The sequence below is a fragment of the Mucilaginibacter gossypiicola genome, assembly GCF_900110105.1.
GTDB classification, from domain to species: domain Bacteria; phylum Bacteroidota; class Bacteroidia; order Sphingobacteriales; family Sphingobacteriaceae; genus Mucilaginibacter; species Mucilaginibacter gossypiicola.
Genome location: NZ_FOCL01000001.1, coordinates 927299 through 939956 on the forward strand (window position 1 = coordinate 927299; position 12658 = coordinate 939956).

A 12658-nucleotide genomic window follows, 5' to 3' on the forward strand; every position below is an offset into this window, starting at 1 on the left:
TGTAAAAAAAGTAATACGATGCCTGCACAACTTTCACTTGGCAACATAACGGACACTATACCGGAAGCTGGCGGCACTATTGCCTTAAAATTTTCCACTAATGCAAGCTGGAGCGTAGATACTTCGGGCATCGGATGGTTACATTTAAATCAGACATCAGGAAATAGCGGTGATGTTGTTGTTAATTTAACAGCCGCGGCAAACTCGTCCGGCATGAGCAGATCGGTCCTTTTAAACTTAAGTAGCGGCAACGGGCAAAACAGAAGAATAAGCGTTATACAAAACGCTAAAATTTACCCATCCTATAACATATCTCCAAAACCAGCGGACGCAAGTGGCATGAGCAGCACCGTGACGCAATTGGCAGCAAATATTAAGATGGGATACAATATATATAATACAATGGAGGCGCCCGGTAGCGAAACAGGATGGGGAAACCCGGCGATTAGCCAGCAACTCATTGATTTGGTGAAAAACAGCGGAATGAATGCAGTCAGAATTCCTGTACAGTATGACATGTCACATATTATTGACCGGTCAAAGGCGAAAATAGATCCGGCCTGGCTCAACCGGCTTAAGGAAGTGGTTCAATACTGTATCAATGATAATGTGTATGCAATGGTCGATATCCATTGGGACGGCGGTTGGCTCGATTGTACAGCCACAGGTGCAAAACAGGACTCCATAAATGCCAAGCAAAAAGCTTATTGGGAACAGATCGCTACGACCTTAAGGGATTTCGACGAACATTTACTGTTTGCAAGTGCCAATGAACCCAACGCAACGGATATACCTACAGCAACTGTGTTAATGCGCTATCATCAAACGTTCATTAATGCTGTGCGTAGTACCGGCGGCCGAAACACTTATCGTACCCTCGTAATTCAATCCCCTTCAACGTCAATAGATTTGGCAAACCAATACCTGAAAGCAAGTAATGTGTATAAGGTAGTGCAGTTACCGGTAGATCCGACACCTAACAAAATGATTCTTGAATTTCATTACTATACTCCTTCGAATTTCTGCATTCTTAGTGCCGATGCAAGTTGGGGAAAAGAAAATTATTTTTGGGGGGCCAGCCTCCACACTAAAAATCCGCTTTTCCTGGACAGAAATTCAGCGGCTTCTACAGAAGAACATTATGTGGACTCCATATTCCATACTGCAAAAGTAAACTTTGTAGATCAGGGTATACCTGTAATTATGGGTGAATTCGGGACAGAGTATCATGCGGACAAGTTGAAAGGCTTTCCGGTCGATTCGTTATTGTCTGTAAATTCGCAAATGCACTATTATCGATATGTTACACAGCAGGCGAAAACTAACGGCGTACTGCCTTTCCTGTGGGCGAGTGACGTTTTTAACCGTCAAACTAATAAAATCGGCAACCAGCGTACACTGGATTCGTTGAAAAGAGGCGGAGGTTTCTGATGCATATGCACATTTACCGTAAAAAACTCGATTCCCACACCTGCTATCTGCACCACCCTGCAGGTGACACATAAATAGAGAGAGTTAGTTGATTATAAGTAAATGCCTGGGGCCTTAACAGGAGGTCCCGGCATTTTTAAAACAACCACTTCTAATTTCCCTTTATCTACAATAGGCTTGGATAAAGGAACTGGGTTTGGTTGAGGTATTTAAAATAACTATTGATAATATCAATATCAGGTAGTTAAAATTAAACAAGCAAGAGTTAGTTGATTATAAGTAAATGCCAGGGGCCTTAACAGGAGGTCCCGGCATTTTTTTTGCGGCTAACAGATCTGATTTACGGCGTCTCCGACCGGTTTAATCACTTTTCTCATCTTGAACAACGTTTGTTAAATTAACAAAGCTTCTTTTAATTTACAGATGTGATCCGGTTTGACTTTTTTAAAAATAAATATGGTAAAGAATTGCTCATTGATTGCTTTAATGTGGCCGAAATAGCCCATCGAAGCTTATCATTGCAGGAGCTTCACGCAACTTCCTTTTATGAGATGTTTTTCTTTAAAGAAGTAGCCGGGCACATTTTATTGGAAGATATCAAACTGGAACTTGTCGGACCAGTAGCTTTACTCTTACCTCCTGCCCAACCGCGGCAATGGCACCTGCAAGGTTCTCCCGAAGGTATGGTTGTAATATTTGAAGGGGAGTTTATGGAGGCTTTTCTTAAAGATAATTATTTCCTGAACCGGCTTTATTACTTTGGCAACTATGATGCTTCAGCCACTTTACCCTTAAAAGAAGAAGAAACAAATATATTGCTTGAGTTATCGAAAAACATCAAAAATGAAATTGATCTGCTTGCCACTGATAGTTATCACTTATTGAGGGCATATCTTTATCAACTGCTTATCCTGGTTAATAGAAGCTATACAGATCATTACCAATTAAAGGGCAACCTTTATCGAAACATTGAAATTTTAAAATTCAGAGAGTTATTGAGACAGAATATCCGGATGGTGCAAACAGTTAAACAATATGCAGATTTGCTTGGCATTAACCGAAACCGCCTTAATCATTTATGCCAGGAAACCTTTGGAAAAAATGCGCTGGCAATAATCCATGATGAATTGCTGAAATCCTGCAAAGGCGATTTATTAACCACCGGCAAAACCATTTCGGAAATCAGTTATGAACATAACTTTTCCGCGCCATCTAACTTTGTTCGTTTTTTTAAATCATTAACAAAGCAATCCCCGACCAGTTATCGGCAGGAGTATGCAAATTGATAACAACTAAAGCATACTGATAGTATTACCGGTTTTCACAGCGATAGCTTTGCATCGTAATATTTAACTAAATAAAACGATGACAAATCAACTCCCAAAAGCAACCAGTTACCTTGTAAAGGATAATGGAAATGTAAGAGTTCACACACTGGTATCTCCGGCGCCAATGTTTGCCAATGCAACGCATATTATCGAACTGCCAGAAGAATTAATTCTGGTGGATGGACAATTTTTCGCTCAATATGGCCAGGAATTTCGTGCACTGGCCGACAGTCTTCAAAAGCCTATAACCCGTTTTTATATAACGCATGACCATCCCGACCACTATCTGGGCATGGGCGACGCTTTCGCAGACGTAAAAGTTTATGCGCTGCCGGAAATTATTGAATCACTATTAAAACACGCCCCAAAGGAGTTGCAGGAAAAGCAACAACAGATGGGTCAGCTGATTGCCAGCAAGCTTGCGCTTCCCACAGAAACCGTTGAGCCAGGTGAAGAAATGATTGGCGAGATCAAATTTATCTTTGAACGTGTTTTGAATACCGAATCACCCAGCACATTGGTTATTAAACTTCCTGACTTAGGTATTGTAATTGCCCAGGATATCCTTTACCACGATGCCCATGCTTTTATTACCGGCCCCGTTGACGGCTGGAAGACTGAGTTGATACAACTTAGAGAAGATGAAGCATATGATATCATCCTGCCCGGTCACGGAAAACCCGCAGACAAGTCAGCTATCGACAACGCACTGATCTATCTTGATAAGTGCATTGAAATACGTTCTAAAACAAATGATGCAGAAGAATACAAGCAAGCCTTGTTAGCGGCATATCCTTCTTACGCCGCGGCAAAGCTGATAGATATTTATAGCCCGATCCTATTTGGCAGCCAAAAACATTAATTAAATACTATCGCGTGCACCTTATTAATAGCACTTAAAAGGCCCTCGCATTCAGCGAAGGCCTTTTAAGTTAAATCATATCACAGACAGCATTACAACTCTCCACAGGCGCTATTTCTCAATTGCTCTAATAGCCAAAGTTGCTTCAGAGAGATCTGCCGAACTAACTGTAAGTTTAATATCACCCGCATTGTGGGTGCTCCTGATAACAACCATCGCCTGCCCGTGCCATGCTTTACGTGAGTTACCTGTATACGCGTCAAAATCTTTTACATCGGCATTGTCAACCCCGGCTATTGTACCTTGCCCTTCAATCTTAAAATTCAATCGGTTTGCAGCATTCGGCTGAATTACGCTGTCCTTATCGGTTACCTCAATTCTTACATAGGACAGATCCTGCCCGTTAGCCAGTATTTCTTTGCGATCGGCAATTAATTTGATCTTTGCAGCCTGGCCGGAAGTTTGCAAAACAGCGGATTCTGTTTCCTTATCATTTTCAACGGCGACTGCCTTTAGGTTTCCGGAAACATAAGGCACTGAAAAAGTAGCTTTATATTCCTGATCTTCTGTTGTAGACTTTTCGCCGAGAAGTTTGCCATTGAGGTACAGCCTCACTTTGGGATATTTTGAATAAACCTCTACGTCAATATTCTTCCCCTCAAAACCTGGCCAGGTCCAGCTTTCCCAGGTAGGCCACACCGACCACCAAGTTTCTTTGATTTCCAATGGCTCCGGTCGGGGTTCGCGAACAGCCATATATAACTTATCTTTATTATTGTACAGCAGGCTCCTGTAATGTGATATAGGCTTCCTCCATCCCGTTAAATCGATATCACCGCAATAAGCACCATGCCAGGGGAAAAAATCATTTTCCCAATGTTCTCCGGGCACATCGCCCGAATAATACCAGCGGCCAATTCCAGATTCGCCTAAATAATCTATCGCTGTCCATACAAAATCACCGATGATATAATTATTGTTTTGTACCAGCTTCCAGTTGGCGAAAGCATCGCGAGGATATGATTCTGTCTGAAAAATAACGCGGGAAGGAATCCTTTTATGATCGGCAGGGGCGCCTTGCAGTTGATAATTATAACCGCAAACATCATGAACGGCCATAAGGGAGTCCAACGATTCCCAGTCGTTGCCCCATTTTACAATTGCCGATGTTACAGGTCTTGTGCTGTCGATACTTTTAACAGTGCCGGCAAGCATTTTAGCAGTCACAACAGCCTCTGGCTTATTTCGCTCAACAACCTCGTTACCAATACTCCACATAAAAATTGATGGATGGTTACGGTCGCGCAGCACCATTGTTTGCAGATCAAGCTTCGACCACTTATCAAAATACACCGAATAATCGTGCTTGTTTTTACCGATTCTCCAACCATCAAAGGCCTCATCAATAACTAATAAACCCAACCTGTCACAAGCGTCTAAAAAAGCTTCGGAAGGGGGATTATGAGATGTTCTTACGGCGTTAAACCCGGCAGCTTTTAACAACTCCACCTTACGCTCTTCGGCCCGGTCAAAAGCCGCGGCTCCCAGGCAGCCATTATCATGATGTGCACACCCACCGCTTATCTTTACAGTTTTACCGTTGAGCTGGAAGCTACGCTCAGCTGTAAACTTTAAGGAACGAATGCCGAATGTGGTTTTCGTTTCATCTGCGAGCTCATCACCTTTCAACACCTGGATCTGCGCCTGGTATAAATTGGGGTTTTCCGGTTCCCACAGCAGGGGCTTTGATACTTTTATAGTTTGTGTTATTTCCTTTTCGCTTTGAGCCGGTAATGTTAACTTTATCACGCTACTCCCCTCATCTTTAAAACGTCCGGATAGTAACCGGATATTTACAGCAACGCTTTGAGAAGAGGCTGTTTCGTTTTTTATCGTAACCTTAACCTGTACAGAGGCTTGTTTTGAAGATACCTCAGGCGTGGTAACCGCAACTCCCCAATCGGCTACATGTAAAGGATTGGCAATATTCATCCATACATGGCGATAAATCCCCGAGCCACTGTACCACCTGCTGTTTATTTGTTGTAAATTATCTACACGAACAGCTATCACGTTTTGTTTGCTAAAATCCAGGTAAGGTGACAGATCATACCTAAATGAAGAATAACCATAAGGGCGGATCCCGAGTGATTTCCCATTGATAAACACCTCTGAATTCATGTAGACGCCTTCAAAATAAATGGAAACGCTTTTTCCCTTCCATTCACCGGGAACCTTGAACGTTTTTCTGTACCAGGCAATGCCCGCCGGAAAATAACCTCCTGCACCGCCTGTTGGGTTTTTAGGGTTTACCTTTCCTTCAATGCTCCAATCATGTGGCAAATCGAGACTACGCCAGTCTGTATCGCTAAAATTTTTCAATTTAGCCAGCGAATCATCGCCCAGCTTAAATTTCCAATTGTAATCAAACAGTTGTTTTCGTTCAATACCACCCGGCGTTTGCGCGAAACTTACCATACCGCCGGTCAAGAACAGGATGGCTATGATTATTGCTTTCATAAAAATGAAATGTTTAACAAGGTTATTTAACTACAATTTTTGTTGTATGAATAATATTGCGGGATGAATTACCTAACTCAAGAATATAGTCGCCGGCTTCCACATTCCATCCCTTTTTTGATTCATCATAAAACGCAAGGCCGGCAACTTTCACCTGCATTTCTACATTCTTTGATTCACCGGGTTTTAAAAATATCTTTTCAAAAGCTTTAAGCTCTTTTTCAGGGCGTAATACCGAGCAAACCGGGGCATTTACATACAATTGTACAACTTCGGCACCTGATTTGTCACCTGTATTTTTGATAATAAACCTCGCATGGATTGTTTCATCCTTTTTATAGCTTGATTTATCTGTGGAAAGTTTACTGATAGAAAAATCGGTATAGGAAAGACCATATCCAAAAGGGAATTGCGGTTCAATTTTTTTGGTATCATACCAGCGATATCCAACCAATATACCTTCTTTATAATCAGCCGTAAGGCCCTTACCGGGATAGGTATCAAGGTTAAATGCAGGTGAATCATTTAACGAAACCGGGAAGGTAAACGGCAGCTTGCCCGAAGGATTGATAACTCCCTTTAATACATCGGCCAGCGCATTACCCGCTTCCGATCCGTTAAACCATGACCAAACAATGGTGTGATTTGTTTTTTTTATTTCACCCAGATCATACGGTGCGCCGGCCATAATAACAATAATAGTGTTAGGGTTAACGGCGCTCACCGCATCAACCAGTGCCTGCTCTCCAAAAGGAAGCTCCAGGGTTTTGCGGTCATGGCCCTCACTCTCATATTCACGGTTTGAGCCTACACACAAAATGGCGACATCGCTCGTCTTTGCAAGCGCTACGGCCTCATCAATCAGGTTCTGATCAGGTTTGTCGTAGCCACGGTTTTGTTCGTCAGTTTTACTTGCCATGTAATTTGCCCTGTAACCCTGCGCAAAACCAATGTTGGTGGTTTTGCAGAATCTTGATTTTATACCCGCTAACGCGGTAACCTCATATTTAGCCTTTACACCCGCGCCGTAGCCTCCCAAAGCAAATGTGCGTATGGCATTATCGCCTATAACAGCAATGCTTTTGATTGCGCTTGTTTTTAAAGGCAATAAATGGCTATCGTTTTTTAGCAGAACGATAGATTCCGATGCAATTTCGTACGCGGCTTTGGCGTGTTCAGGCGTGGCTATAGATCCTTTAGGATGATTGGCACTCATGGAGGTATGATACATTAACCATAAAATCCTGCTCACTTTATCGTCAATGGTTTTTACAGAAACCTGGCCTGCTTTAACAGCTTCCAACAAGGGTTTGGCAAAATACCACTGATCATACGGTCCGCTTGATCCCATTTCAATATCAAGGCCATTGTTCGCAGCAGCAACGGTATGATGCGTCCCGGCCCAGTCAGACATGACCACACCTTTAAAGCCCCATTCATTTTTTAATATCTTGTTTAACAAAAAATCATTCTCTGAACACCAGTAACCATTTAACTTATTATAGGCCGACATAATAGTGTAAGCATTACCCTGCTGTATGGCAGCTTTAAACGCCGGGAAATAAATTTCGCATAAAGCTCTTTCGTCAACTAAGGCATTTACGCTGTCACGGTTAAGCTCCTGGTTATTAGCGGCAAAATGCTTTATACAGGCTGCTACATGCTGGCTTTGAATCCCTTTTACGGATTGAATAGCCAATTGACTGTTTAGATACGGATCTTCAGAGTAATACTCATACGTTCGACCGCAAAGGGGCATCCTGCAAATATTAAAGGCAGGTGCAAGCATTATAATCTTTTTACGTGCGTTCGCTTCCTCCCCGATCACTACCCCATACTTATTAGCCATTAAGGGGTTCCAGGTAGCCGCTATTGCCGAACCATTGGGCAAAAAAGTAGCGGAGTCAGTTGTCCAGTTAGCCGAAGCCCAGTCAAAACGTTTTATTTCTTCACGCACGCCTAAAGGCCCGTCATCGCATGTGAGTTCAGGAATGCCCAAACGGGGTACTCCTGCTGAAGAAAACAAGGCATTTCCATGCAGCATTGCTATCTTCTCCTCAAGTGTCATTTTACTGATGATACTATTGATCTTAGCTTTGAGGGCTGCCTCACTTTTACTTTGTGCCGAAACTTCACCGAACAAAAAAAATGCTATAATACAGGCAATTGTATATTTCATAAATATTATTTCTTTAGAGTTACTTTTTAACATTATTTAGCTATTATCTCAATAGCCGATTGCTTTAATCCCGGTGAGGTTGCCTTTAAAACGATTGTTCCGGGTTGCCCTGTTGATTGCACGATAACCTGGGCGTACCCGCTAAACAGTTTTCGTTTATATGAAGCCGCGGGGTAAACCAGCTGAATCAGACCGGGATCGGTATTAACGCCTGCCCAGATATTACCTTTAAGCAACGGTGTGGCCACTATAGCGATGGTGTTGTTACCAGGGTGCAGTAGTGCGGCTTCAAGTTTAAATTCAGTCTTCCCTGCATTCTCTTTGATTTCATGGCCTATCTCTTTACCGTTGATATAAATGCTTTGTGCCTTGCCTATATTTTTATTAAAAAATGTAGCGGTAGCGGCAGCTCCGTCGGAAGGCATAGTGAAACCTGCCCTGTAAACTATCGCTTTCACCTTTCGGCCAAATTCGTCGTCCCGGGTATCTTTAAAAGCATTTTGCCAGCTACTGTCATCATAGTCGGCTGCAACCTCTGCTTTTACATTTAAATCATCTACGAACTTCTCTTTAAAATCGCCTATCTGAACAAGGTTGACCCGTTCTAAATATTGATCAGGCTCCAGCGAGGTAGGATCTCCGTTACCAACACCTATAATTTTACCGGGGCCTTCAATTGAAAAGCCTACCTCATTATCGGCCGTTGGCACCCTCAGCTTATTTTTATCGGTAGCTTGTACCGCAATTAAAGCGATATCCTTGCTATCGGCTTTGATGACATCCCTGTTAGCCTGTAAATTAATGCCGACCGGCTCCAGGGTAGTTTTAACAACACCACTACCTGCTTTTACACCTTTTTTATAACCTATCGCTTCAAGCGTTCCCGGCTCATATTTCACCTGCCATTCCAGGTGCCCGTTTAAATCCATAGTCTTTTTACCAAGGCTCTTTTTATTCAGAAAAAGCTCAACCTCGTCGCAATTACTATAAGCACACACCCGTATTTCCCGGCCTTCTTTACCACGCCAGTTCCAATGTGGCAACAGGTGCACAACGGTTTGATCAGTCCACCATGACTTTAAATAATAGTAATCGTCTTTGGGGAAACCACAGGCGTCAAGCATCCCAAAATATGAACCGACAGAAGGCCAACCAAAAGGTGTGGGTTCGCCCCTGTAATCAAAACCTGTCCAAATGAACATTCCTGCCAGGTACGGACGCGCAGCGTAGTATTTCCAGCCCTGTTCCAGGCTGTAGAAAAAATCATTTTGCTTTCTGTCATACGCTACAAGCTGATGCTTCTCCATATCGTCCTCATAAATTCCCCTTGAAGCAACCGCTGATCCTTCTTCGGTACCCCAGCTAAATTGGTTAGGGTACTTTTTATGCTGCTCATCAGTATTTTTAGTAGCAACATAATTATATCCCAATAAATCTATCACAGTTGATATTCCGGAGCCAATCCCCCCGCTTATCGCTGCAGTGATGTAGCGTGTTGAATCAATCGACTTGGCAAAGGCCTGCATCGTGGCAGCTATTCGCGCCCCGGTAATATTGCCTTCAATACCCCACTCCTCGTTCCCTATCGACCAGCTGATAATGCTGGGGTGGTTACGGTCGCGCCGGATCATCCTCTTCAGGTCATTTAGTTGGGTTGATGCCACACCCATTAATCGGTTTTCATCAATAACCAGCATCCCCAACCTATCACACGCGTCCAGCAGTTCGGGCGTTGGCGGATTATGCGAACAGCGATAAGCATTACAGCCCATTTCTTTTAAAGTACAGATCCTGAATTCCTGTAAAGCATCAGGGATAGCAACCCCTACACCTGCATGATCCTGGTGATTATTGGTACCTTTAATTTTAACATGCTTTCCATTCAGAAAAAAGCCATCATTGGCGTCAAACCTGATGCTACGGACCCCAAAGGTTGTTCTATAGCTATCTGTAGCTGCTCCGCCTTCTTCAACAGTAGTCACCAGCTTGTACAGGTTTGGAGTTTCTATACTCCAGAGCCTGGGGTTATCAACGGGTAAAATATTTTTGATATCCTGCGATGCAAAAGGCTGCAAAGTAAGCCCGGTAGTTGTTTTTGATGCGAGGACTTTTCCATTATCATCGATAATGGTTTGGGTTACATTAAAATTCCTTGATTGTTTATCGTCGTTGATGATTGCGGATGTTACCGTAACATCCACAATGTTGTTTTTTACCTGGGTTGTAACAAATGTTCCTTCAGAAACGATATGCAGTTGGTCTGTTTTATTAAGCCAAACATGGCGATAGATACCTGCACCTTCATAAAACCAGCCTTCTTCCATGGTTACATCGGCCCGTACAGCAATGATATTATTGCCACCATAGTTTAAGTATTCAGAAATATTATATTCAAAGCTGTTGTACCCGCTGGGTTCGGTGCCCAGATAATGGCCATTTACCCAAACTATGCTATTGCGAAAAACGCCATCAAATGCAATAGATATCCGTTTACCAAGATCAGCAACCGGAATAACAAAACTTTTGCGGTACCAGCCCACACTGGCTTCAGGAAAGTTGCGACCGATTGCTTTTGATCCGTGACTAAAACTGCCTTTAGGACTAAAGGGTTGTTCAACGGCCCAGTCATGCGGAAGATTAATTTTGCGCCAGCCCCTGTCATCAAATTCTGCTGATGCGGCACCGTCCCCGTAACCTGTTTTAGCCAAATAAGAAAAGCCACCCGTGCCGTTGTAGAAATCTTTTGAGGGATCATAAGCATGGCCTAAAGCAAACCGCCAATCATTATCCATGGATAGATGCTGGCGTTTTGAAGCTGATGTTTCGGGAGATTGGGCAGCAGTTTTCTCTGTAACAACGAAAGCTAAAATTAAAAAACACAATAAACGGATGGGTTTCATTTTGTAAGTATGGATTTGGATGAGGTTATCAATATGAACATCAATGGTGAAAGCGCAAACAAGTAATAAGCAGCGGGTTTATTATCCTTGAACAAGTTTTCAATTGGCACCGGCTACAAGGGCATTAATGGTACGCTGATCAAGTATCTTATTATTTCGTCGGTCTATAGCAACACCTATATCCCAGAAAAATGGCTTAAGTCCGTTTGCAATAGCCTGCCGGGTAGTAAATTTTATCCAATAATCTACTGCATCATTGTGAACCACTAAATCTTGGGGAGTATTTCGTCTGTAGGCTCCATATTCTCCTATAATAACAGGAATGCCCTTATCAACAAATTTGGCTTTCATAAGCTGAAATGCGCTCTTAACTTCAGACTCTTCTCCAAAGGTTGGATTTCTTGAGGTATCCGATAATGAGTGATGCCCGCTTCCCCAATAATAAAACATGTGTCCCCATGATTGATCTTTCTCCATCAGGCAGAAATTAAAGGGAGAATAATAATGTACTTCCACCATCAACCGGTCTGCTACCCCGTCCTTTGGCAGGGAGCCCATCAGCTTGTTTGTTTTGGCGATATCTGTGCAGGGGCCCTGGACAATCAATATTCTGTAAGCATTTCGGCCACCTGTTGACCTCACTGCATTAACAAAAGCTTGATGATATGAAAGCAATACCGCCATTTGGGTGGCATCATTGGTGCTGGGTTCATTAGCGCTGGCAAACATCAAATGTTCATCAAAATCACGCATTGTTGTGGCTATTTGTTCCCAAAACGCCTTTTGCCTGGCATTAACCGAATCTTTTTTAGCAGTTGTACAATTATTTTCAAGCCAACCGCCATCCCAATGAATATTGAGCAACACATACATATCGTTTTTTACACAATATTGTACTACTTGTTTTACGCGGTTTAACCATGCATCCTGTATTTTGGCGCTTTTTTTATCTGAATATTGGTTCCAGGCACAGGGGATGCGAACAGCATTAAAACCGCTCCGCTTAATCAATTTGATATAATCCTCTGTGATTAAAGGGTTACCCCAGCCGGTTTCGCTACCGGGTGCTTCCATCGTATTGCCTATGTTCCAGCCTAATTTGATGTGAGCTGCCTGTTGCACCGCAGTATTACTCATCCCCGTTATATCGGGAGCTTTCGGCGATATATTATATGATGGATAAATTGTTCTGACAACGGTTGTATCCCTTATTGCTTTTTGAGGAATATCACAAGAAGCGGCTTTGAACGGTAAAGCGATCGAAAAAAAAGCAGAAGTACACCACAGTATACGTTTTAACATCATAGTTAATTAAGCAGGTTTTGTTTAAAAATTGGCTATAACCAATGCTGGCTTTAATTGCATGTAGCAATAAAATGAGAACTGGTTGATCCTGCTAAACTAAAAACCGCCGTGCAATCGATTGTTCATAAATAGG

7 protein-coding genes are annotated in these 12658 nt (G+C 42.7%); 3 read left to right on the forward strand and 4 right to left on the reverse strand.

Annotation, left to right across the window (positions count from 1 at the left end; genetic code table 11):
* Positions 1-18: 18 nt before the first annotated feature.
* The 3 genes from BMX50_RS03935 to BMX50_RS03945 all read left to right on the forward strand — a co-directional run bounded on the left by BMX50_RS03935 (position 19) and on the right by BMX50_RS03945 (position 3621).
* The gene (locus BMX50_RS03935) at positions 19-1431 is read left to right on the forward strand and encodes a cellulase family glycosylhydrolase (protein ID WP_167667797.1); all 1413 of its coding nucleotides are present in this window, start codon (positions 19-21) and stop codon (positions 1429-1431) included.
* Positions 1432-1856: 425 nt separating this feature from the next.
* The gene (locus BMX50_RS03940) at positions 1857-2717 is read left to right on the forward strand and encodes a helix-turn-helix domain-containing protein (protein ID WP_091207911.1); all 861 of its coding nucleotides are present in this window, start codon (positions 1857-1859) and stop codon (positions 2715-2717) included.
* A gap of 79 nt (positions 2718-2796) precedes the next feature.
* Positions 2797-3621: an MBL fold metallo-hydrolase gene (locus tag BMX50_RS03945; RefSeq protein WP_091207914.1), complete on the forward strand. Its 825-nt coding sequence runs from the start codon at positions 2797-2799 to the stop codon at positions 3619-3621.
* 111 nt (positions 3622-3732) lie between these two features.
* Here the strand turns inward: BMX50_RS03945 and BMX50_RS03950 are convergent, their stop codons facing one another.
* From BMX50_RS03950 to BMX50_RS03965, 4 genes are all read right to left on the reverse strand, one after another.
* Positions 3733-6141, reverse strand: coding sequence for a glycoside hydrolase family 2 TIM barrel-domain containing protein (locus BMX50_RS03950; RefSeq protein ID WP_091207917.1), 2409 nt, complete (start codon positions 6139-6141; stop codon positions 3733-3735).
* A gap of 22 nt (positions 6142-6163) precedes the next feature.
* Positions 6164-8320 (reverse strand): glycoside hydrolase family 3 C-terminal domain-containing protein, encoded by a 2157-nt coding sequence (locus BMX50_RS03955; protein ID WP_091208608.1) that lies wholly within the window; start codon positions 8318-8320, stop codon positions 6164-6166.
* Between the two features lie 32 nt (positions 8321-8352).
* Entirely contained in the window at positions 8353-11220 is a 2868-nt protein-coding gene (gene galA, locus BMX50_RS03960; RefSeq protein ID WP_091207920.1) for a beta-galactosidase GalA, read from the reverse strand.
* A 99-nt stretch (positions 11221-11319) separates the two neighbouring features.
* Positions 11320-12525 (reverse strand): glycoside hydrolase family 5 protein, encoded by a 1206-nt coding sequence (locus BMX50_RS03965; protein WP_208864635.1) that lies wholly within the window; start codon positions 12523-12525, stop codon positions 11320-11322.
* Between the last annotated feature and the right edge of the window lie 133 nt (positions 12526-12658).

Excerpts from the sequence above, each read along its gene's own strand:
- BMX50_RS03945 (WP_091207914.1), top strand. The coding sequence starts at position 2,797 with ATGACAAATCAACTCCCAAAAGCAACCAGTTACCTTGTAAAGGATAAT.
- BMX50_RS03955 (WP_091208608.1), bottom strand. The coding sequence starts at position 8,320 with ATGAAATATACAATTGCCTGTATTATAGCATTTTTTTTGTTCGGTGAA.
- galA (WP_091207920.1), bottom strand. The coding sequence starts at position 11,220 with ATGAAACCCATCCGTTTATTGTGTTTTTTAATTTTAGCTTTCGTTGTT.
- BMX50_RS03935 (WP_167667797.1), top strand. The coding sequence starts at position 19 with ATGCCTGCACAACTTTCACTTGGCAACATAACGGACACTATACCGGAA.
- BMX50_RS03965 (WP_208864635.1), bottom strand. The coding sequence starts at position 12,525 with ATGATGTTAAAACGTATACTGTGGTGTACTTCTGCTTTTTTTTCGATC.
- BMX50_RS03950 (WP_091207917.1), bottom strand. The coding sequence starts at position 6,141 with ATGAAAGCAATAATCATAGCCATCCTGTTCTTGACCGGCGGTATGGTA.